This is a genomic window from Cupriavidus alkaliphilus, from assembly GCF_900094595.1.
GTDB classification, from domain to species: Bacteria; Pseudomonadota; Gammaproteobacteria; order Burkholderiales; family Burkholderiaceae; genus Cupriavidus; species Cupriavidus alkaliphilus.
The window spans coordinates 314,288-335,288 of the sequence record NZ_FMAD01000005.1; the positions used below are offsets into that span (position 1 = coordinate 314,288).

The following is a 21,001-nucleotide window of genomic DNA, read 5'->3' on the forward strand; positions in this document are numbered from 1 at the left end:
CGCTGTTCATGCCTGTGGCAAGTTCAGGAATCGTGAAGAGCGGGATTGGCTGAACCGCACCGCTCCCCCGGCGGCGGCATCCGATGCCGGCGCTCGCGTACCCCCGGATACTGCCGCCTCCCTCGCCGGGGCGTGTAAACTGCTGGCTTTTTAAACCCGGCGGTATGTCCCAAGAGCCCCGGCGCACAGGTTTCAGCGGTCCGGCGCTAGTCCGGCTGCTGGCGCGCCTGACCGACGCCGACGTCCCACCTCCTGTAATGTCGCTTTCCGGCCAGCTGAGCCAATGGCTGGGCTGGCCGGATGCCATCGCCCTGTCGGCCGCGTTGAAAGCCGGGCCGCCCGCGGTACCGGCCGTCGCACATGCCTCCGGCGCCACCGCTGAAGCGCAGGAATGCGCGCGCGTGCGGGCCCGGCTGGCCGGCGCCATTGCCGAAGACACGGCGCCAGGCGGCCGCAGGCGCGGCCCGTCGCGCCCGTCGGCACTGCCCGACCCGGTCGATGCGCAGGTCGACTACGCCGTCCATCGCCAGCGTTACCTGACGTTGCAGCAGGCCATGGAAACCGCCATCGGCAGCCTGCGCGCAAGCCTGCGCGCCGCGCTGTCGGCGCGCAGGCCGGCCATGGCCAAGCTGGCCATGGTCGACGCGGCGATGGAGCGCGCGCTCGGCGCGCGCGAGCAAAGCCTGCTGGGCGCGGTGCCGAATCTGCTGGAACCGCACTTCCAGCGCCTGCGCCAGGCCGAAGCCGCAGCGCTGGCGGACCAGGCCCAGGCAGCAGGACAAGCCGCGGCGGCGCGTCCCGGCGCATGGCTGGGCGTGTTCCGCAAGGATATGCAGAGCGTATTGCTCGCCGAACTCGAGATCCGCTGGCAGCCCGTCGAAGGCCTGCTGGTGGCGCTGCAAGACAGCTAACCCGGACATCATGACCCGATACTTATCCCATATTGTTGCGTTCCTGGCGGGCCTGGCGGTCGTCTGCTGGATTGGCGCGGGCTATGCCGGCACCAATTTCCTGGCCCTGGTCGTCACCCTGCTGATCGGCGGCTTCTACGTGGGCGGCGCGCTGGAACTGCTGCGCTACCGCCAGGCCACCGCCACGCTGGCGCAGGCCCTGGCCGGCCTGGCCGAAGCCCCGGCCAGCCTTGGCGGCTGGCTGGAACGCCTGCACCCGAGCCTGCGCGACAGCGTGCGCCTGCGCGTCGAAGGCGAGCGCGTCGGCCTGCCCGGCCCCGCGCTGACGCCCTACCTGGTCGGGCTGCTGGTGCTGCTGGGCATGCTCGGCACGTTCCTCGGCATGGTGGCCACCTTGCGCGGCACCGGCATCGCGCTGGAAGGCGCCACCGACCTGCAGGCGATCCGCGCTTCGCTGGCGGCGCCGGTCAAGGGGCTGGGCTTTGCCTTCGGCACCTCGGTCGCGGGCGTGGCGACCTCGGCCATGCTGGGCCTGCTGTCGGCACTGTGCCGGCGCGAGCGCATCCAGGCCGCGCAGGCGCTCGACGCCCGCATCGCCACCACGCTGCGCAGCTACTCGCGCGGCCACCAGCGCGACGAAGCCTTGCGGCTGCTGCAGCGCCAGGCCGACGTAATGCCGGCGCTGGCCGAGCAGATGCAGGCCATGATGCATGCCATGGCACAGCAGAACGACGCCCTGGCGGAACGCCTGGCGGCCAGCCAGGCCGCGTTCCACGCCAACACCGAGACAGTCTATGCGCGCCTGGCGTCATCGGTGAAGCAATCGCTGAAGGACAGCATTGCCGACAGCGCCCGCGCCGCGGGTGCCGCGATCCAGCCCGCGGTGGACGCGACCATGGCCGGCCTGGCCCGCGAAACCACGGCCCTGCGCGACACCGTCACGCAGGCGGTGCAACAGCATCTGGACGGCGTTTCGAGCCGGTTCGAGAACGCGACCGCCGGTGTCGCGGATACCTGGCACCAGGCGCTCGCCGGCCATCAGCGCACCAGTGAGGCGCTGGCGGCGGACCTGCGCACTTCGCTCGATGGCTTCAGCCAGACCTTCGAACAACGCTCGGCGAGCCTGCTGGACGGTGTCGCCAGCCGCTTCGACTCGGTCGCGGCCAGCACCGCCGAAGCCTGGCGCGAGGCGCTGTCGCAACAACAGCAGGCCGGCGAAAAGCTGGCCGGCGACAACCAGCAAGCGCTGGCCGCCGCCGCGGCAACGTTCAGCGAGCACGCCGCGGCGCTGGTGCGCACCGTGGACGCCTCGCATGCCGGCCTGCAGGCACAGCTGGCCGCGCAGGACGCGCAGCGCCTGTCGGCCTGGGCCGACACGCTCGGCGGCATGACGGCCACCCTGCGCCAGCAGCTGGAACAACTGAACGCGCATACCGTCAGCCGCCACGACGAAATCAGCGCCACGCTGGCGCGGAACGTGCGCGAGGTCTCGGCGCAGACGCAGGCGCATGCCAGCAGCACGCTGGCCGAAATCGACCGCCTGGTGCAGGCCGCTGCCGAAGCGCCGAAGGCCGCCGTCGCGCTGCAGGCAGAACTGGCGTCGCGCGATGAAGCGCGCTTTGCCGCATGGGCCGATACGCTTGGCAGCATCACGGCATCGCTGCGCCAGGAATGGCAGCAGCTGAACGCGCACACGCTCGCGCGCCAGGATGAAATCAGCGCGACGCTGGCGCAGAGCGTACAAGCGATCTCCGCGCAGACGCAGGCGCATGCCAGCCGCACCCTCGCGGAAATCGACCGCCTGGTACAGGCCGCCTCGGAAGCGCCTAAGGCCGCGGTCGCGCTGCAGGCAGAACTGGCCGAGCGCGATGAAGCGCGCTTCGCCGGCTGGACCGAGACCCTTGGCAGCATCGCCGCGACGCTGCGCCAGCAATGGGAGCAGTCCAGCGCGCACGCCGCCGCGCGCCAGCAGGAAGTCTGCGAGGCGCTGGCACAGACCGCGCGCGCGATTTCGACCGAAACGCAGGCGCACGCCAGCACCACCCTCGCCGAGATCGACCGCCTGGTCCAGGCCGCAGCCGAGGCGCCGAAGGCCGCCACCGCCCTGCAGGCGGAACTGGTGGCGCAGGACGCGCAACGCCTGGCCGCCTGGACCGAAACGCTGGGCACCATGGCGGCTTCGCTGCGCGGCGAATGGGAACGGTCCAGCGCGCACGCCACCGCGCGCCAGCAAGAGATCTGCGAAACGCTGGCCGTCACCGCGCGCGACATGGCGGCGCAGGCCCAGGCCCAGGCCACCGGCACCGTCGCAGAAGTCTCGCGCCTGCTGCAGGCCGCGAGCGAAGCGCCCCGCGCCGCCGCCGAAGTCATTGCGCAGCTGCGCGAGAAGCTGACCGAGGGCATGGCGCGCGACCACGCCATGCTGGAAGAACGCAGCCGCATGATGGAAACGCTGGGCACGCTGCTTGACGCCGTCAACCACGCCTCCACCGAGCAGCGCACCGCGGTCGACACGCTGGTCGCCACCACCGCAGACCTGCTCGAGCGCGTCGGCAGCCGCTTCACCGACAAGGTCGAGTCCGAGACCGGCAAGCTTACCGATATCGCCGCGCAGGTCACCGGCAGCGCGGTCGAGGTGGCCAGCCTGGGCGAGGCCTTCGGCGTGGCGGTGCAGCTGTTCAGCGAATCGAACGGCAAGCTGATCGACCACCTGCAGCGCATCGAGGCCGCGCTCGACAAGTCGATGACGCGCAGCGACGAGCAACTGGCCTACTACGTGGCACAGGCGCGCGAGGTGGTCGACCTGAGCATGCTGTCGCAGAAGCAGATCCTGGAAGACCTGCAGCTGCGCGCAGCCCGGCAGGCACCCAGCGCAGAGGCGGCATGAGAGAGGAACTCGACGCCGGCGTTGAGCCCACCGTGCCGGCCTGGGCGGTCTTCGGCGACCTGATGTCGGTGCTGCTGGGCGCGTTCGTGCTGGTGCTGCTGGGGGTCATCGGCGTGCAGATGGAGCTGTCGGCGCGGCTGGAAGCCGAGGTGAAACAGCGCCAGGAAGAAGCCCAGCGCCGAGAGACACTGGAAAAGGCGCTGGCCGGCCCGCTCGCCGCCGGGCGCGTGACGCTGGTAAACGGGCGCATCGGCATCAGCGGCAGCGTGCTGTTCGCGCTGAATTCCGCCGAACTGCAGCCCGAGGGCCGCGACCTGCTCAGGAGCCTGGCCCAGCCGCTGTCGGCCTACCTGCGCAGCCGCGACGAGATCCTGATGGTCAGCGGCTTTACCGATGACCAGCAGGTGCGCGAGGGCAACCGGCGCTTTGCCGACAACTGGGAACTGTCGGCGCAGCGCGCCCTGACCGTGACCCGCACGCTGATCGATGCGGGCATCCCGCCGTCGTCGGTGTTCTCGGCCGCGTTCGGCTCGCAACAGCCGGTCACCCCGAATGCCGACGCCGCCGGCCGCGCCAAGAACCGGCGCGTGGAAATCTCGCCGGTGCCGCGCGTGACCACCGGCACGGTGAAGGCGCATGGCTGAGCTCGACGCGACCGCCGACGCCCGCGCGCAACTCGACGCCTGGCAGGCCAGCGGCGCCGACCGCGCCGACCCCGTGCGCTTTCGGCTAATGCAGGCACTGGCCGCCCGCGCGGCCGCACACGGCGGCGCCGCGCGGCCGTTGCTGGAGGCGCGCCTGCAGGCACTGGTCGCCGCCTATGCCGCCATCGTGCCGGACCACGCCGATAACGCTGGCGAGACCACTTGCCAGCCGGCGCCAACGCCAGCCGTGAGCGCGCTGGGCGCACTGGTCCACGACCTCGCCGCGCGCGCCAGGCCCGCCATCGCGGCGGCTTCGAACGATGCCCGTCCGCCGTCGCCGGCACCGGCGCAAGCCATGGACACGCCGCTGGTCGACACCCTCGCCGATTACTTCCGCGAGACCTGGGCCCGGGTCAGCGTCGAGCAGCAGTTCCGCCAGTCGCTGGAGCGCGTGCCGGAGAACGCCGGACCGCTCAATACCGACCATCTCGTGCATCGCTCGCTGTCGCTGATGCGCGAGACCTCGCCCGAATACCTGAGGCATTTCCTGTCCTATGTCGAGGGCATGGCGTGGCTGGAGCAGTTGAGCGCGGCCGCGGCGGCGCAAAAGGAAGCGGCCCGCGCCGCCGCCAGGAAGAGTACGCGCGGCAAGGCTCGCTAATAGCAGCATGGCCGCGGCTCCAGCGCCGGCGGCCCTTACGCCTCTGGTTCCTCCACCGCAAACCCGTATAACGCCGCGGCGTTGCGCCATCGCAGCGCCGCGGACAAGGCCGCACCAGACTCCGCCTGCCACGCGGCGAGGCCGCGGCACTCATCCAGCCGGACCGGCGCCTCGTGGTTGGTCCAGGGCCAATCGCTACCCCACAGCAACCGGTCATCGCCTACGATGTCGCGCCATGCCTGCGCCAGCGCGGTCCAGTCGTGCTGCAATTCTTGCGGCGATGGCAGCCGGTATGGCGCGCTGATCTTCACCCACACCGGGCGGCGCGCGCGCACGGCCGTGGCGACCTCGAAGACTGCATCGGCAATGCCCGCGCTGCCAGGGCGGCCGAAGTGATCCAGCACCACCGGCGTGCCGGCATCGCCAAGGGCGGCATCAAGGCGCGCCAGCACCATGCCGCCGTCGCCGTTGCGGGTATGGAGCTCGACGTGCCAGCCCAGCGCGTCGATCCTGCGGAACAGCCCGCGCCACGGTGCGGTGGCAATGCGCTGCCAGTCCGGATCGCCGTACAGGTTGAGGCGGATCCCACGCACGCCGGCGGCCTGCAGCGTTTCCAGCTGCGGATCGGTCACCGATGGCTCGACCACTGCCACGCCGCGCAGGCGCTCGGGCCGAGCCTGCAGCGCTGCCAGCAGCGCTGAGTTGTCAGTGCCCAGGAAACTGGTCTGCACCACCACCCCATACAGGTCGCCCAGGCCGCCGAGCGTTGCCTGCCATTCGTCCAGGCCGGCGGCATAGGCCGGCCGGTAGCGCACCGAAGCCGTGGCCACGCCGGTATCGAAGACGTGGAAATGGGTATCCACCAGCGGCGAAGCGCGCCTGCTCATCATCAAGCCTCCGTGGGGCGGGTATATCCGGATATGGCATCCAGACCCGCGTCAGTATTCTAGTCCTCTAGAGGACATAAGCATTCAATCAATTTAGCACGGCTTCGGCATGCCAGACAACGCACCGCTCCAGACCACCACCGCCACCGCGGGACTGAGCCGATACGGCCAGATCGCGGCGGCACTGCAGGACAGGATCGTTTCCGGGGCCTGGACCCCGGGCAGTGCCATCCCGGCCGAAGGGGCGCTGGCCAAGGACTTCGGTATAGCGCTGGGCACCATCCGCCAGGCCATCGCCGTGCTGGTCCAGCAAGGCCTGCTCGAGCGCGTGCAGGGCAAGGGCACCTTCGTGCGCAAGGGGCTGAGCGGCGCCAGCCTGATGCGTTTCTTTCGCTTCGGCGGCGCCGACGGCGCGCCCGTGGTGCCCCGCTCTGAAATCCTGTCTTGCCGCGCCGTCCGGCTGGACAAGGCCATGGCCGCGCGCTTCGGGCTGGCAAGCGGCGCGCGCGGGCTGGCGATCTCGCGCCGCCGCTGGCTGGAAGAGACACCGCGGCTGCTGGAGTCGATCTGGCTGCCGCTGCCGCGCTGCGAAGCCCTGCAGCAACTGCCGCCGGCGCAGTGGGGCGACCTGCTCTACCCGCTGCTGGGCAGCGCCTGCGGCGTCACGGTCCATCGTGCCGTCGACGATGTGACCTTCCGCACGCTGGCGACGGACGAGGCTGCGTTGCTGTCGCTGCCCGATGCGCATCCCTGCGCGGTAGTGACCCGACACGCCTTCGACCTGGCCGGGCATTGCATCGAATACCGCCTGACGCGCGGCGACGCCTTCGCCTTCCGCTATACCGCCGATGTCCGCTGAAGGACCGTTGCCAAGGAGACAGACCCATGCACGCATGCCACGCGATTGCCGCCGCGGCCACCGCCATGATCGCCATCGCCACGCCGGCGCAGGCCGCCGACAGCGCCGCAGGCTGGCCGGCGCGTCCCATCACCATCGTGGTGACATACCCGCCGGGCGGCGGCGCTGACCTGATGGCACGGCTGATCGCGCCCGGCCTCGGGCGCGAGCTGGGGCAGACCGTGGTGGTCGAGAACCGGCCGGGTGCCGGCGGGCAGATCGGCGCGGCCTATGTCGCCAAGGCAGCGCCCGACGGCTACACACTGATGGTCGATGCCTCGTCCTATGCCGTCAATCCCAGCCTCTATCCGCGCCTGCCCTACGATCCGGACAAGGCGTTCCGGCCGCTCGGGGTGCTGGCGCGCTATCCCAATGTGCTGGTCGCCACCGCCAGCTTTCCGGCGGGCAAGGTCAGCGAAGTGGTGGCCATGGCCAGGCAGAAGCCGGGCTCGGTGGCCTTTGCGTCTTCGGGCAACGGCTCGGCGCAGCATCTGGCCGGCGTGCTGTTCGAGCAGCGCGCCGGCGTCGACCTGCTGCACGTGCCCTACAAGGGCGGCGGCCCGGCCATGACCGATGTCATTGCCGGACAGGTGCCGCTGTTCTTTGCCAACGTCGCCTCGAGCCTGCAGCACATCCAGGCCGGCAAGCTCAAGCCGCTGGCCGTGACCAGCCCGTCGCGCACCCCCGCGCTGCCGGCGGTGCCGACCATGCAGGAAGCCGGCGTGGCCAGCTACGAGGTCTATGAATGGAACGCGGCCTTCATCCCCGCCGCGACACCGGAGCCGGTCGCGGCGAAGCTTGCCGACGCACTGCAGAAGGTCATGACCAGCGCCGAGATCCGGCAGCGCGTGGCCGAGCTTGGTGGCGAAGTCGTGGCGGCACCGCCGGCACAAGCGCGCCAGTTCATCGTCGGCCAGGCACGGCTATGGGCCAAGGTGATCCGCGACGGCAACATCCGGCCCGAATAACAACCCAGTCGCCCCTATCGCCCCTATCGCCCTTGCCGCGCCACGGCGCGGCTACCGCAATCGCAAACCGCAGGAGACAAGCATGACCGCAGCCAACCCTTTCCGCCGCCAACTGCTCAAGGCCAGCGCCGCGCTGGGCGCGTGCGCGCTGGCGCCCACGCTCGCGCGCGCCCAGGCCTGGCCCGCCAAGCCGGTCCGGCTGGTAGTACCGTTCGCGCCTGGCGGCAGCTCGGAGATCGTCGCGCGCTCGACCGCGGCGGAGCTGACCAAGCTGCTCGGCGTGTCCGTATTCGTTGAGAACAAGCCGGGTGCCGCCGGCAATATCGCGATGGGCGAAGTCGCGCGCGCCGATGACAACCACACGCTGATCCTCGGCCATATCGGCACGCTGGCGGTCAATCCGTTTATCTTCCCGAAGCTGCCGTACGACCCGGTCAAGGACTTCCGCGCGATCTCGCTGCTGTCCAAGGTGCCGAGCCTGTACGTGGTCCATCCCGACGTGCCCGCGAAGAACCTGAAGGAATTCGTGGCGCTCGCCAAGAGCAAGCCCGGCAAGCTCAACTATGGTTCGGCCGGCAACGGCAGTGCCGGCCACCTGGCCTTCGAATACCTGAAGGCCGCCACCGGCACCTTCATCACCCACGTGCCATACCGCGGCAGCGGCCCGCAGATCACCGACCTGCTGTCCGGCCGGCTGGACGCCGCCGCGGTCGGCGCGCCCGCCATCCTCCAGTTCATCAAGGCCGGCAAGGTGCGCTGCATCGCCACCGGCACCACCCAGCGCATCGCGCAGTTGCCCGATGTGCCCACGGTAGCGGAGCAAGGCTATCCCGGCTTCGAGATGACGCAGTGGTATGGCCTGCTGGCGCCGGCATCGCTGCCCCAGGCCGCCGCCGACAAGCTGGCCGACGCCACCATGAAAGCCGTGAAGAGCCAGAGCTCGGTCGAGCGCCTGAGCGCGGACGCGGCCATCGTGGTGGGCGGCACGCCGGCGGAATTCTCGCGCTTCATCGCGCAGGAGCAGCAGCGCTGGAAGCCGATCATTGCGCGGGCCGGTATCAAGCCGGACTGATATCGGCCACCATTTCCCGGCGCCCCACGGCTTCTCCTGGCTGCAACGGAGCAAAGGACACGGCACTTGGCCGATCCCGGCGGCCGTCGGGTGGAAGCCGAACGCGCTACATGCACCATTTACAAACGATGCGGCTTACGGGCGCCGCAGCAACGCGCCGCGACGGTGGCCCGGAACCTGCAAGGGCTGGCTGCCCCGTTCCACCCTTCAGGAGCCCGCCATGAGCATCTTCAAGGACATCCTCAACAAGCTGCTGGGCAAGGACAAGCCCGCGGCCACCACCACCGCGACCACCACCCCACCCGCCGCCGGAACGCCGACTTCAGCGGGCGCGCCGGCCGGCACTGCACCCACCGCCGGCACCGGCGCGGCGCCCGCGGGCAACGTCCAGGGCACCACCGGTACACCGGCCGGGGCGCAAGCCACGCCGCTGTCGGGCGTCGATGTCGAGGCCATCATGGACCGAATGGTGCAGCAGAGCGGACAGACGCTGAACTGGCGCACGTCCATCGTCGATACGATGAAGGCGCTCGGGATCGACAGCAGCCTGGAACACCGCAAGGAACTGGCGCGCGAGCTGCACTACACCGGCGACATGAACGATTCCGCGGCGATGAACGTTTGGCTGCACAAGCGCCTGATGCAGGAGCTGGCCGCCAACGGCGGCAAGCTGCCGAAGGAACTGTCCTGAGCGATGCAGTGGAAGGCGGCGCCGGGCCGGCGCCGCGGCGTTCTCAGCCCGCGATGCCGGCCCAGCGCAGGTGCTTCGCCCAGTCGCCCTCGCTGATCACGCCAGACACGCCCTGGCGCTGGCCGTCGGCGCGATAGAAGTAGGTGCGCGGCATTTCACCCATCCAGTCCGGGTCGACCGCATAGCGCAGCCGCTCTTGCGGCTCGTGCCCGAACACCCACGCGTTGCGCGACAGCCTGACGCGATCGAGCACCTGTTGCACTTGCGGTGAGGCCTCGGCCCTGTCGGTCGCCAGCGTGACCACGCGCAGGTCCGGATGCCGCGCCCGCAGCTTGCCGAGCGCGTCGAAGTTGCGCTTGCAATAGACGCAATCCAGCGACCACACCACCAGCACGAAGGGCTTGCCCTGCTGGCTGGCGGCGATGCGCGCGGCGCTGGCGGAATCGAACACCGCGATGCGGTCGGCGGCCTGGCCGGCGGCATTGGCGGTGCCGAGCATTAGCGCGCATGCGGTCACGGTGGCAGCGGCGGCGGCCGCAAGCAGTTGGCGGCGCGATCGCATCATGCACCCTCCTGGCCGAGCGCGAAGACCTGGAAGCCTTCGGCCTCGGTGCGCCACAGCACGTAGGCGCGGCCAGCGTGCTCCAGCAAGTGGGGCTGGTCGGAGTCGCGTTCAGTGCCGGCCAGCTTGCGCGTCTGCCAGGTCTTGCCGCCATCGCGCGACAGCATGGCCGAAAGCCGCGTCTGCTGGCCGTCGAACGACTTCCACACCACCGCGCTGTCGTTGTCGTTCAGCGCGACGATATCCGCATGCTGCGCACGCGGGTCATCGAGCGGGCGTTGCGCCTGCAGCTTGCCGTCGCGCCAGCGCCCCACCGACACCGTCGGCTTGCCTGCGCGCACGCTGAACCAGACCATGTGCAGCGTGCCGTCCGGTGCCACCGAAGCGCCGGGGCCGTGGTGCGGGCAGGCGTCGATGCGCCAGTCGTCGAAGGTGGCGCGTTGCATCGGCGTGGCCTTGCCGTCGGCGCCCAGCAGCGCCAGCGCGTGGTCGCGCGCGTTGGGCGGAAACACATGGCGCCACAGCGCCAGCATCCTGCCGTCGGGCGTGGGCGTGAGCGCGATACGGCAGCATTCGCACGACTGGTCGGCAATCTTGTAGTCGCCCTGGAAGCTCTTGCCGTGGTCGGCCGATACGGCGTAGTAGATCGCGGCGCCGGCATACGGCTGCTTGCGCGCCTGCGCGGCGGCCACGTCGCGCTTGTCGATCCAGCTGACAAAGACGCGCCCGGCCGGATCCACCGCGATGGCGTCGAAGCGGTGCGCGATCTGGTCGCGGTTGGCATGCACCGTCAGCGGTTCGGCAAAGGTCTGGCCGCCGTCAGTGGAGCGCGCAAAGCGGATAAAGCCGGTCCATGGCTTGGGCAGCGGCTGGGTCCAGGTGACGTAGACCTGCCCGTCGGGTCCGGTGGCCACCTTGGGGCGGCTTTCATGATCGGCGGCGACGGACTCCGGCGTGGCGTTGACACGCCGCGCCGCGCCGAAGGTGCGACCATAGTCCGTCGACGCGCGCACCGCAACATGCTGGCCGTCCTTGTAGGCAATCCACAGCTTGCCGTCGCGGTCGAAGGCAGCGCCGGTACCCAGCTCGCTCGTTTTCGGCCTGTCCTGGCCGCCCTGGCCGCCGTGGCCGGCGTGCGACTGCGCGGCCGCGACCACCGGCGCCAGCGTGGCGCAGGCGACCAGTGCGGCAGCGAGCAGGCGGACAGCGCGGCGGGCGCCAGGCAGGGTTGGGGTCAGCGTGTTCACTGGCTCAGAAGGAAAGTTTGGCCTCGGCGTAGAACGTCCGGCCCGGGTACGGGTGGTAGACGTAATAGCGCTGGTCGGTGAGGTTGTCGATGCCAAGCCCGAGCCGCACATTGCGCGCGGGCTTGTAGGTCACCTTGACGTCGAAGGTCAGGAAGCTGCTGGTGCCGCCGAAGGTGTCGGGGTTGGTGTCCGAATTGTCGAGCGTATTGTACTGCCGGCCCGAATAGGTCATCGCCAGCGTGCCGGCCCACGCCGGCGTAAAGCGATAGGTGCCCGCGAGGTTGGCGCGCCACTTCGGGATGCGGTAGAAATACTTGCCCACCGAGGCCGGATTGTTGGCGTTCTCCAGCGTCTTCGAATGGTTGTAGGCGCCGCTGGCCGAGAGGTCGAAGCCGCGCACCAGCACGTCGCGCCCGTCATAGGCGAGTTCGATGCCACGCGTGCGCACCCGGTCGACATTCTGGAAGCTGGTGACGGTGGGGAATACCGTGGTGTTGGTCTGGCTGACCAGCGCATCGCGGATATCGTCCTCATACAGCGAGACCCGGAAATTCGACGCCTCCACCGTGCGCTCGAAGGTCAGGTCCTTCGAGAACGAGCGCTCCGGCCGCAGGTTGGGATCGTTGTTGATCAGCGCCGTGCCGGTGATGCGGCCCTGGAACAGCTCGCTGACCGTCGGGTAGCGATAGGCCTGGCCCAGCGACAGCCGGCCCAGCCAGTCCTGCCCGAACGCCTTCTCCAGCGCCAGCTTGGGCGACCAGTTGGATTCGCTGCGCACCGGATAGCCGATGTCCACGCCAGGCTGGCTGCGGCTGCCGTCATAGGCGCGCCAGTGCTCGTAGCGCAAGCCGGGGATCAGCTTCCAGTCCTCGGCGAAGTACCAGGCGTCCTGCGCGTAGAGCGCCTGGGTCTCGGTCTTGCCGGTGAAGGCATTGTTGAACGCGGTGATGGTGGCGGCGCGCCAGTCCGAGGTGTTGTAGGTGGTGTTGCTCAGCCGGTAGTTGTCATAGTGGTAGCCGAACGTGACCCAGTGCCCGCCCTGCAGGCGCTGCGGGCGGTAGTCGGCCTTCAGGTCGAGCGTGCGCCAGCCGGTGCCGTCGCCATAGGTGACCGTGCCCGGCCCATTGCCGACGGAATTGGCGCTGCGGCTCACGTCCTTGCTGACATCGAACAGCGACGCCACGCCGGAAAAATTCCAGCCGGTCTGGTTGCGCGTGCGCAGCGACAGGCCGTAGAGCCAGCGCGCATCCTCGCCATTGCCGGGCGCAAAGGCGTTGGCCGGAATCACGTACTGGTAGCCGCCGATGTTCACCGGTCCGCCCGACACGACGTTGCCATTGGCATCGCGCAGGTAGCTGCCGGTGGTGTTGGAGCGGTCCTGCTGCCAGTAGGCGGCGGTGAACTGGGCCTGCAGCGTGTTGGTGATGTCGTAGCCGAGCTTGAGCTTGAGCTGGTCCTGGACAGTGTGCGTGACGCCCTCGCTGTTCACGCCCATCACCACGCGGTCGCGCCCGCTCTGGTCCTGGTCCAAATAAGCGCCGGAAACCGGCGTGTCGGCCGCGCCCGCGGGCCGCGTCGAGCGCGACGCGGTATAGAAGCTCAGCGGCTGGCTCTTGCTGTCCTGCCGGTCCACGCTGACCAGCCACGAGAACGCGCCGACGCGGTCGCCCACATAGGCGTTGGCATGCACCCCGTTGAAGTTATCGTGGGTGCCGTACAGGTTGAAGCGCTGGGTGAACCACTGCACGCTGGCATCGCCTTCGAACTTCTCCGGCGTGCGCGTGGTGATCAGCACCGTCGCGCCCAGCGAATTGCCGGGATACAGCGCCGAATACGGGCCGTACAGCACGTCCATGCGCTCGATCTCGGCGGCATTGACCAGCGACCAGCGCGGCGGAAAGCTGAAGTCCGAGCCCAGCAGGTTGGACAGCAGCAGGCCGTCCGCATAGACCAGCCCGCGCGCCGACTGGCGCGAACTGGTGCTGCGCACCGAGATGATCGAATTCATATCGCCGATAAAGCGCTTGCGCACGGCGAGGTTGGGCGCGTATTTGAGGGCGTCTTCCGTATTGACCACGTTGAAGTCGGCCATGCGGGTACTGCGGATGCCGTAGGCCGGCGACGGCGTGTTGGGCGGAATCGCCGGCGTCTCGCCGCGTTCGGGGCTGGCCGATACCACCACCTCCTGCAGCGGCGCGGGCGCCTCCACCGCCTGCGCGGCGGCCACGGCGGGGCCCATCAGCACTGCCGAAACGGCCAGCGCAATGCGATTTTTCTTCACTGGAAACCTTGTTGTCGTCTTTTTCTGGCTCGCTGTCCTGCGAGCATGAGGCGCACCTCCCGCACGTCCGCCGCACGTCCACGATAGCGAGCGCTGACATTTTATGGGCCGAGGGCCGCCGCGCCGATGCGACATAGCGACGCGGACCGCCGGCGATATCAGCGTTAACCCGTATACCCAATACACGGCCTTGTCACTACATTGCCCCGACTGGCCTCCAGCCAGCGTGATGCAGGGAGAGACTGTCGCGGCGCCCGCCGCGCACGGCGCCGAAGGAGCAACCGCCCCGGAAACTCTCAGGCAAAAGGACCGGCATCACCCGTCAGTGCACTCTGAAGAATGCCGGACGCCATCGTCCGCCCGGCATACCGAAGGAGCAAGCGTGCCCGCCCCCCGCGGCGAGGCGTCGTGAATCTCTCAGGTCCAGAACAGAGGGGGCGTCCTCCACGCATATTGCGTGCGGACTCCTACCCTTCGACGTTCCTGGATCCTGCAGATCATGAAGACAATCGCTGTCATCGGCGGTGGCATCACCGGTGTCACCACGGCCTACGCGCTGGCCCGGCGCGGATTCTCCGTCACCCTGTTCGAACGGCACCGCTATGCCGCCATGGAGACCTCGTTCGCCAACGGCGGACAGCTCTCCGCCTCCAACGCCGAGGTCTGGACCCACTGGTCCACCATCGTCAAGGGGATGAAGTGGATGCTGCGCAACGATGCGCCGCTGCTGGTCAATCCCCGCCCCAGCTGGCACAAGCTGTCGTGGTTCGCCGAGTTCATCGCGTCGATTCCCCACTACCGCCGCAACACCATCGAAACCGCACGCCTTGCCATCGCCGCGCGCGAGCACCTGTTTGCGTGGGCGGCGCAGGAAGGCATCGACTTCGACCTGAAGCGCGCCGGCATCCTCCACATCTACCGTGACCGCGCCGGCTTCGAGCATGCCGGCCGGGTCTCCGCGCTGCTGGCGCAAGGCGGCCTGGAGCGGCGCGCGGTGACCCCGCAGGAGATGCGCGCGATCGAGCCGACGCTGGCGGGTTCCTACTACGGCGGCTACTTCACCGAGAGCGATGCCACCGGCGACATCCACAAGTTCACCAGCGGCCTGGCCGCCGCCGCCGCACGCCTGGGCGTGCGCTGCCTGTATGGCCAGGACGTGCGCGCGGTCAAGACCGACGGCCGGCGCGCCACCATCACCGTGCAGGATGGTAACGACAGCGCCAGTTCCACCTTCGACGGCGCCGTGATCTGCGCCGGCACTGCCAGCCGCGCGCTGGCCGCCGGGCTGGGCGACCGCGTCAACATCTACCCGGTCAAGGGCTATTCGATCACGGTCAACCTGACCGATGAAGCCAGCCGCGCCGCGGCACCGGTGGTCAGCCTGCTCGACGACGAAACCAAGCTGGTCACCAGCCGCCTGGGCGACGACCGCTTCCGCGTTGCCGGCACCGCCGAGTTCAACGGCACCAACCGCGATATCCGCGCCGACCGCATCCGCCCGCTGGTGGACTGGGTGCAGCAGTGCTTCCCCGGCGTCAGCACGCGCAGCGTGGTGCCATGGGCCGGACTGCGGCCGATGATGCCCGACATGCTGCCGCGCGTAGGGCGCGGACGCGCGGCCTGCATCTTCTACAACACCGGCCACGGGCACCTGGGATGGACCTTGTCCGCGGTGACGGCGGACATGGTGGCGGGGGTTGTAGACCAGGCACTGGGAAGCGCTGCGGCGATGGTGCCTGGCGCTGCCCTGACGCCGATGCGGGCCTGATGCCGCGGAGGTAAAGAGTTCAGCCCGCACGCGCATTTTCAAGAGTCCGCGATTTCTGAATCCGTTGCCCGGATCCAAACTTCGCGCGCCCCTGGAAATGCGACATCTCTCATCGATTCCCCGGTACCGACAAGAAATACTGGTGGCGTCATCGGACCAACCGATGATCGGGTGTGGAAAGCCCGGATGTGTGAGGTGGACATGCGTTGCGCTTGTAGCGGGCAACGCATGTGTGTTCGCACGAACCAAGCTGGCTCCCTGGCGGGCCGGGCGAGGCGGCCGCAAGGCTGACCGGTTCCCCACCTCAGACCGGCTTTCCACCCTCGTTGACTGGCCCGCCGCCCTCACGATATGCAGTAGATGCCCGGTGGTTCGTCTAGGCTACATATAACACCCCCCAATGGATGGGTGTCCAGCCGGCACAACAACTGAGAGGTGTGGTACTGACGGCATGACGCAGAGGGCCGCATCTTTGGCAAAATGTTTTCAGGTCGGCGTGGGTATGCAGCCGGCAATGATCACGGCACGATGATTGTGACCAGTGACACTAAAAAAACATCGACTATAAGAAGGGTCTTCGCCGTGGGTCGCATCAAAATCAGCCTGGCACTTGGCGCGCTGGGCTTCATCTTGTCCGGGTGCAGTGTCGTTGCACCACCTTATCCTCCATCGCTCGACAACGTCCAGACGCTCAAAAACAGCGGCGCGGCGCCCACGCGCGTCGGCACGTTCACTGAGAGCGGGCCCGGCGTCAAGCACCCCATTTCGCTGCGGGCCAACAGCCTGGTGTCACCGTATGGCAGCACGTGGTCGGCGTACCTCTCGGAGGCCGTGACGCGTGAGTTGACCATGGCCGGCAAAATGTCGCCGAACGCCGATGTCGTGATTTCCGGCACGCTGCTGCGCAACGAGATCGATCCCGCGATCGTCACCGCCTCTGGTGATGTCTCGGCACGTTTCATCGTCAAGAAGGGCGACACCGTGCGTTACGACCAGGTCAAGTCGGTCCATCGCGAATGGGAATCGTCGTTCGCTGCGGCCGTGGCAATTCCGAAAGCCGTCACCGAGTACGGCTACACGGTGCAAGCACTGCTCGCCACGCTCTACGCCGACCCCGCCTTCCTCGACGCCCTGAAGTAACGCCGATAACGGACACAAAAAGGAGATATACGATGCGTGCCTGGTTCACGATTGCTGGCCGCTGCGCGGCTGTTGCCGCGCTGATCGCGCTGGCTGGCTGTGCCCACCCGATTCAGATCGCGACCGACAAGTCCGCGCCCGCCACACCCGCGCAGAAGAAAGTCGGCAAGAACATCGGCTTCGTCATCCCGGACCCGCTACTGGCCAAGGAAGTCACCACGCCAGGCGGCGGTGGCGACAAGGTTAGCTACCTGCCATACCGCGACCTCGAGGTGCCGCTCTACAGCACCTTGTCCAACGTGTTCGCCAACGCTACCAAGCTCAAGGCACCGGATGACCGTGCGGCAATTGACAAGGCACAACTCGCCTATATCCTGACGCCCGAAATCTCGACCGATTCGTCGTCCGATAGCGCCCTCACCTGGCCACCGACCCGTTTTACGATCAACCTTACCTGCACTGTGACCGATCTCAGCGGCAAGGTCGTGTTCAAGCAGGTGGTCTCTGGCCAGGGCAACGCGGAGTTCTCGGAATTCAAGAGCAACTTCGCGCTGTCGGCCCATCGTGCCAGTGAGAACATGCTCAGCAATCTGCAGAAGGCACTCAGCGAAGCCCCCGAATTCAGCGCGACGCTGCCGGCGGCAGCAGCCGTCGCCACGGCACGCTAACCTCGCGCGGTATCGAATGCTAGGGGGCGTCATGCCCCCGTTTTGCGTTTCGCATGCCACCCCGGCAACGGTAACAAGTTGCTTGCTTCACCACCAGGAGCAGAGGTCCTCTGCGAGGTGAAAGCTACCTTGTCGATGAGGCCATCGACGTGCAGGCGTTCGGATACGCATTATCAAGATAGAGGGTACGTAATGAGGAAATTCTTCTTTGCCGCAATCCCTTTGTGGTTGCTGGCAGGCTGCGCCGGCACGCATGTGCGTCCTGATGCCAATTACGCGAAGCTGGAACCGAGCGTGACGGCGCGCTTTGCCTTCGACCAACAAGGGTGGATCTACCCACTGGACGAGTCCCAGATCCCGTGGGCAACGGCGCAATTGAGTCGGTTTGGCGAGGCGGTCGGGTTGTATGCATTCCGTCTGGATCGCCTACAGAATTCCGAAGGACACACCCCATACACCGAGGCAGAGAGAGTGCGGCGCGAGCGGGAGGCGACCGCCCACCTGAACAGCCGGCTTGCGGATGGCGACACACTTCTGATCCTGGTCCACGGATTCAACGAGAACTACGCCGACGCACGGTCTCACTACGGCGAGTTCATCTCGGCGCTTGCCCCGCTCCCTCCCACGACAAAGGTTGTAGAAGTCTTTTGGGATGGCCTGGAAGGATCCGATGCCGACCCCCTTGGGGCAGTTCGCGTCAGCTTCTGGCGCAAAGCGTTGCTCAATTCGAATCTGGCAGGCCATGTCGGCCTGCGGCCTATCCTGAACGGCATCAACAAAAGCGTGAATGTACGCTTCCTGACTTTCTCGCGCGGTGCTGCCGTTTCGCTATCCACCGTAGTTGATCCCGAGTATGACGACGGACTTGCTCCCGTTCCGAAGCCGGCACCGCTCGATAATGCGAAGTTGCAGTCGATCAAGATCGGCGCCATCGCCGCTGCAGTGGGGGATGGACACGTCAACGACAAGGCTGACTCCCTGCTCACGCGTCCGGTGGACGTGATCTCGGGAATCCACACCAAAGACTTTGCCACCAGCAAATTGTTCTTTCCTGCCGATTTTTGGGGAGACACGCGCCTCGGCTCGACGCCCGCCTACGTCGCCGATCGCATGTCGCGACCATGGTCGAAGCTGCGCCTTCAGGGGGTCAGCTTCCAAAGCCCCAAGGCGCATCACAACCTCGGCAGGTACCTCGAAAATCGCGACGCAACCGATTGCTTCTTCCAGCTTCTCGACTTGAAGCAGGGTGCGTGTGCGCCAGAAGTGCTTGTGCGGACCGCGAGCGTACCTGAGTAAACCGCGTCGGGGGTGGCAAGGCTGGGTACGACCCTGCAGGCCGGAAGGTCCGGGACCGAACAGCATAACTCTACGCCGCCTTGCCGTTCACGTCCTTCTCTCACAAAAGAAACGGACCACTCCACATCAAGCCGTGACCTTGTCCATGTCCTCGACCACCTTCTGGCCGTCGCCGAAGACCGTCACGGTCTCCCAACGCTGCGCAGTGAATAGTGGCAACACCGGAAGTACCGTACCGGTAGCAGGATTGCGCAACAGACCGTGCAACAACAGCGCGACCACGTGCGTGAGGAACGCCTTCGGCTCCAGCACCTTGTTGGCGCACGGGCCGAAGGAATGCTTCCACATCATCTGAAACAGCATCGGCGCGGTCAGGGCCAGCGTAGTCAGGTCCACGTCGGCTTCGCGGAACTCGCCTTGGGCCACGCCGCGTGCCAGGATGCGTGCAATCAACCGGTCGCAACGCTCGATCACCTCCACGTTGTAGTACCGCGCGAGATCGGGAAAATTGCCTGATTCAGCTATCAGCAGCTTGATGAGGCCTGAGCTGGGTGAATCGCCGACCAGCTCCCACCAACGCATCAGGATCTGGCGCAGCAGCGCCTCGGTGGTGCCTTCGAACGCGTCGATGAAGGCTTCGCCCTCGGCCAGCGCGGGCAACAGGTTCTGCTGCACCACGGCCTTGAACAGCTCCTCCTTGCTGGCGAAGTACAGATAAACAGTGCCCTTGGACACGCCGGCGGCTGAAGCGACATCTTCCAGACGCGTAGCCGAATAACCGCGCGCGACGAACAAGTCCACTGCGGCAGAAACCAACTCTTGCGGGCGTGCCTGTTTGCGGCGTGCCCTGCGTTTAGCGGAAGAACCGCAGCCTTGATCGTTCACGGCACTCACTCCAACAATGTATGGTCCGCTCTGTCGAACGCCTGCGGACGTGTCAGCCAACTCTGATGCTTCCGTGCCCCACGGCCAATGCGGGTCCGCTTCCCGCCTGATCATCCCTTGAGCGCACCAAGCGCTTCATCCAGCATCTTCCTGGCATCGCCGAACAGCATGCGGTTGTTCTCCTTGTAGAACAGCGGGTTGTCCACGCCTGCATAGCCCGAGGCCATCGAGCGCTTCATCACGACCGAATGCCTGGCCTTCCAGACTTCGAGCACCGGCATGCCGGCGATGGGGCTGGCCGGGTCCTCCGCGGCGCTGGGGTTCACGATGTCATTGGCGCCGATGACCATGGCCACGTCGGCATCGGCGAAGTCCTCGTTGATCTCGTCCATCTCCATCACGATGTCGTAGGGCACCTTGGCTTCGGCCAGCAGCACGTTCATATGGCCCGGCATTCGGCCCGCCACCGGGTGGATGGCAAAACGTACATCCACGCCCTTATCGCGCAGGGCCTTGGTGATCTCGCACACGGTGTGCTGGGCCTGGGCCACGGCCATGCCGTAGCCGGGGACGATGATCACGCGCTTGGCCTCGCGCAGCATCTCGGCGGTCTCCTGGGCGCTCACGGACACCACCTCGCCTTGCGGTTCGGCGGCTTCGCCCCCTCCAGCCGGTTTGTTGACCGGCGCGCCTGCGCCGAAGCCGCCAGCGATCACGCTGATGAAGTTGCGGTTCATCGCGTTGCACATGATGTACGACAGTATCGCGCCCGACGAACCTACCAGCGCGCCGGTGACGATCAGCAGGTCGTTGTTCAGCATGAATCCTGTGGCCGCGGCAGCCCAGCCCGAGTAGCTGTTGAGCATGGACACCACCACCGGCATGTCGGCGCCACCGATGGCCATGACCATGTGCACGCCGAACACCAGCGCAATCCCCGTCATCACGATCAGCGGCGTCATGCCGGCTTTCACATCGTGAGCGCCAAGAAACGCATGGCCGAGCCAGACCACCGTCAGCAGCGCAATCAGGTTGAGCCAGTGGCGCGCAGGCAGCAGCAGCGGCTTGCCGCCGATGCGGCCGGCGAGCTTGCCGAAGGCGATCAGCGAGCCCGAGAAGGTGACCGCGCCGATCAGGATGCCGACGTAGATCTCCGCCTCGTGGATATGCTTCTCCGCCCCCCGAAACTGCACCGAAGTGTCGACATAGCTTGCAAAGCCCACCAGGCAGGCCGCCAGGCCCACCAGGCTGTGCATGAGCGCAATCAGCTCGGGCATCTGGGTCATCTTCACGATCCTGGCGGCATACAGGCCGATGCCGCCCCCGATGACCAGCGCGATGACGATCCAGGCAATTCCAGAGGGGCTGACGCGCGGGCCGAATACCGTGGCCAGCACGGCCAGCGCCATGCCGACCATGCCGAGCAGGTTGCCGCGGCGCGAGGTTTCCGGGTTGGACAGCCCACCCAGGCTGAGGATGAAGAGAATGGCGGCGGCGAGATAGGCCACCGTGGCGAGACTTTGGGACATGACCGG

At 67.4% G+C, this 21,001-nt stretch carries 18 protein-coding genes and 2 riboswitches; of the genes, 12 read left to right on the forward strand and 6 right to left on the reverse strand.

Translation table 11 applies throughout. The features are described from left to right. The first annotated feature begins 164 nt into the window (after positions 1-164). From GA0116996_RS13405 to GA0116996_RS13420, 4 genes are read left to right on the forward strand one after another with little or no spacing between them, the layout of a single operon-like run. Positions 165-911 carry a DUF3348 domain-containing protein gene (locus GA0116996_RS13405; protein WP_092312016.1) on the forward strand — a complete coding sequence of 249 codons (747 nt, stop codon included), beginning with the start codon at positions 165-167 and terminating at the stop codon, positions 909-911. Between the two features lie 10 nt (positions 912-921). Next, a complete protein-coding gene (locus tag GA0116996_RS13410) occupies positions 922-3,798 on the forward strand; it encodes a DUF802 domain-containing protein (RefSeq protein WP_092312019.1) in 2,877 nt (958 codons plus the stop codon). Continuing rightward, entirely contained in the window at positions 3,795-4,442 is a 648-nt protein-coding gene (locus GA0116996_RS13415; RefSeq protein WP_092312022.1) for an OmpA family protein, read from the forward strand. The genes GA0116996_RS13410 and GA0116996_RS13415 overlap by 4 nt, the downstream gene beginning before the upstream one ends. Further along, positions 4,435-5,103 carry a DUF2894 domain-containing protein gene (locus tag GA0116996_RS13420; RefSeq protein WP_092312025.1) on the forward strand — a complete coding sequence of 223 codons (669 nt, stop codon included), beginning with the start codon at positions 4,435-4,437 and terminating at the stop codon, positions 5,101-5,103. The genes GA0116996_RS13415 and GA0116996_RS13420 overlap by 8 nt, the downstream gene beginning before the upstream one ends. Positions 5,104-5,138: 35 nt before the next feature. Here the strand turns inward: GA0116996_RS13420 and GA0116996_RS13425 are convergent, their stop codons facing one another. Next, entirely contained in the window at positions 5,139-5,990 is an 852-nt protein-coding gene (locus GA0116996_RS13425; RefSeq protein WP_092312317.1) for an amidohydrolase family protein, read from the reverse strand. 109 nt (positions 5,991-6,099) lie between these two features. Here GA0116996_RS13425 and GA0116996_RS13430 point away from each other — a divergent pair, with 109 nt between their 5' ends. From GA0116996_RS13430 to GA0116996_RS13445, 4 genes are all read left to right on the forward strand, one after another. Continuing rightward, a complete protein-coding gene (locus GA0116996_RS13430) occupies positions 6,100-6,849 on the forward strand; it encodes a GntR family transcriptional regulator (protein WP_092312028.1) in 750 nt (249 codons plus the stop codon). 26 nt (positions 6,850-6,875) lie between these two features. Then, positions 6,876-7,856 (forward strand): tripartite tricarboxylate transporter substrate binding protein, encoded by a 981-nt coding sequence (locus tag GA0116996_RS13435; RefSeq protein WP_092312031.1) that lies wholly within the window; start codon positions 6,876-6,878, stop codon positions 7,854-7,856. An 82-nt stretch (positions 7,857-7,938) separates the two neighbouring features. After that, a complete protein-coding gene (locus tag GA0116996_RS13440) occupies positions 7,939-8,928 on the forward strand; it encodes a Bug family tripartite tricarboxylate transporter substrate binding protein (protein WP_092312034.1) in 990 nt (329 codons plus the stop codon). 220 nt (positions 8,929-9,148) lie between these two features. Next, positions 9,149-9,619 carry a DUF3597 domain-containing protein gene (locus tag GA0116996_RS13445; RefSeq protein ID WP_092312037.1) on the forward strand — a complete coding sequence of 157 codons (471 nt, stop codon included), beginning with the start codon at positions 9,149-9,151 and terminating at the stop codon, positions 9,617-9,619. 43 nt (positions 9,620-9,662) lie between these two features. Here the strand turns inward: GA0116996_RS13445 and GA0116996_RS13450 are convergent, their stop codons facing one another. Genes GA0116996_RS13450 through GA0116996_RS13460 form a run of 3 tightly spaced genes read right to left on the reverse strand, consistent with a single transcriptional unit; the run spans position 9,663 to position 13,709 of the window. After that, entirely contained in the window at positions 9,663-10,184 is a 522-nt protein-coding gene (locus GA0116996_RS13450) for a TlpA family protein disulfide reductase (protein ID WP_092312040.1), read from the reverse strand. Then, on the reverse strand, positions 10,181-11,428 hold the full coding sequence (locus GA0116996_RS13455; RefSeq protein WP_092312043.1) for a sialidase family protein: 1,248 nt from the start codon (positions 11,426-11,428) through the stop codon (positions 10,181-10,183). The genes GA0116996_RS13450 and GA0116996_RS13455 overlap by 4 nt, the downstream gene beginning before the upstream one ends. A 4-nt stretch (positions 11,429-11,432) precedes the next feature. Next, a complete protein-coding gene (locus tag GA0116996_RS13460) occupies positions 11,433-13,709 on the reverse strand; it encodes a TonB-dependent receptor (protein ID WP_092312046.1) in 2,277 nt (758 codons plus the stop codon). 223 nt (positions 13,710-13,932) lie between these two features. Beyond that, positions 13,933-14,031: riboswitch (glycine riboswitch) on the forward strand. Next, positions 14,032-14,151: riboswitch (glycine riboswitch) on the forward strand. Positions 14,152-14,208: 57 nt separating this feature from the next. On the opposite strand from GA0116996_RS13460, the gene GA0116996_RS13465 reads away from it, so the two are divergent. From GA0116996_RS13465 to GA0116996_RS13480, 4 genes are all read left to right on the forward strand, one after another. Further along, positions 14,209-15,477, forward strand: coding sequence for a D-amino acid dehydrogenase (locus tag GA0116996_RS13465; protein WP_092312049.1), 1,269 nt, complete (start codon positions 14,209-14,211; stop codon positions 15,475-15,477). Between the two features lie 528 nt (positions 15,478-16,005). Further along, the gene (locus GA0116996_RS13470; protein WP_243419624.1) at positions 16,006-16,617 is read left to right on the forward strand and encodes a hypothetical protein; all 612 of its coding nucleotides are present in this window, start codon (positions 16,006-16,008) and stop codon (positions 16,615-16,617) included. 32 nt (positions 16,618-16,649) lie between these two features. Next, a complete protein-coding gene (locus GA0116996_RS13475) occupies positions 16,650-17,285 on the forward strand; it encodes a hypothetical protein (protein WP_092312052.1) in 636 nt (211 codons plus the stop codon). Positions 17,286-17,477: 192 nt separating this feature from the next. Then, the gene (locus GA0116996_RS13480) at positions 17,478-18,581 is read left to right on the forward strand and encodes a hypothetical protein (protein WP_092312055.1); all 1,104 of its coding nucleotides are present in this window, start codon (positions 17,478-17,480) and stop codon (positions 18,579-18,581) included. A 126-nt stretch (positions 18,582-18,707) separates the two neighbouring features. Here GA0116996_RS13480 and GA0116996_RS13485 read toward each other — a convergent pair whose 3' ends face one another. Together GA0116996_RS13485 and pntB are read right to left on the reverse strand one after the other, a co-directional pair. Then, positions 18,708-19,475 carry a TetR/AcrR family transcriptional regulator gene (locus GA0116996_RS13485; protein WP_244159847.1) on the reverse strand — a complete coding sequence of 256 codons (768 nt, stop codon included), beginning with the start codon at positions 19,473-19,475 and terminating at the stop codon, positions 18,708-18,710. Positions 19,476-19,576: 101 nt separating this feature from the next. Next, positions 19,577-20,995: a Re/Si-specific NAD(P)(+) transhydrogenase subunit beta gene (gene pntB, locus GA0116996_RS13490; RefSeq protein ID WP_092312061.1), complete on the reverse strand. Its 1,419-nt coding sequence runs from the start codon at positions 20,993-20,995 to the stop codon at positions 19,577-19,579. Positions 20,996-21,001: the final 6 nt, after the last annotated feature.

Bases quoted from the DNA above. Each gene is read 5' to 3' on its own strand.
- GA0116996_RS13445 (WP_092312037.1), top strand. From the start codon at position 9,149: ATGAGCATCTTCAAGGACATCCTCAACAAGCTGCTGGGCAAGGACAAG.
- GA0116996_RS13425 (WP_092312317.1), bottom strand. From the start codon at position 5,990: ATGAGCAGGCGCGCTTCGCCGCTGGTGGATACCCATTTCCACGTCTTC.
- GA0116996_RS13480 (WP_092312055.1), top strand. From the start codon at position 17,478: ATGAGGAAATTCTTCTTTGCCGCAATCCCTTTGTGGTTGCTGGCAGGC.
- GA0116996_RS13405 (WP_092312016.1), top strand. From the start codon at position 165: ATGTCCCAAGAGCCCCGGCGCACAGGTTTCAGCGGTCCGGCGCTAGTC.
- GA0116996_RS13410 (WP_092312019.1), top strand. From the start codon at position 922: ATGACCCGATACTTATCCCATATTGTTGCGTTCCTGGCGGGCCTGGCG.
- GA0116996_RS13475 (WP_092312052.1), top strand. From the start codon at position 16,650: ATGCGTGCCTGGTTCACGATTGCTGGCCGCTGCGCGGCTGTTGCCGCG.
- GA0116996_RS13470 (WP_243419624.1), top strand. From the start codon at position 16,006: ATGATTGTGACCAGTGACACTAAAAAAACATCGACTATAAGAAGGGTC.
- GA0116996_RS13430 (WP_092312028.1), top strand. From the start codon at position 6,100: ATGCCAGACAACGCACCGCTCCAGACCACCACCGCCACCGCGGGACTG.
- GA0116996_RS13440 (WP_092312034.1), top strand. From the start codon at position 7,939: ATGACCGCAGCCAACCCTTTCCGCCGCCAACTGCTCAAGGCCAGCGCC.
- GA0116996_RS13415 (WP_092312022.1), top strand. From the start codon at position 3,795: ATGAGAGAGGAACTCGACGCCGGCGTTGAGCCCACCGTGCCGGCCTGG.
- GA0116996_RS13420 (WP_092312025.1), top strand. From the start codon at position 4,435: ATGGCTGAGCTCGACGCGACCGCCGACGCCCGCGCGCAACTCGACGCC.
- pntB (WP_092312061.1), bottom strand. From the start codon at position 20,995: ATGTCCCAAAGTCTCGCCACGGTGGCCTATCTCGCCGCCGCCATTCTC.
- GA0116996_RS13465 (WP_092312049.1), top strand. From the start codon at position 14,209: ATGAAGACAATCGCTGTCATCGGCGGTGGCATCACCGGTGTCACCACG.
- GA0116996_RS13435 (WP_092312031.1), top strand. From the start codon at position 6,876: ATGCACGCATGCCACGCGATTGCCGCCGCGGCCACCGCCATGATCGCC.
- GA0116996_RS13450 (WP_092312040.1), bottom strand. From the start codon at position 10,184: ATGATGCGATCGCGCCGCCAACTGCTTGCGGCCGCCGCCGCTGCCACC.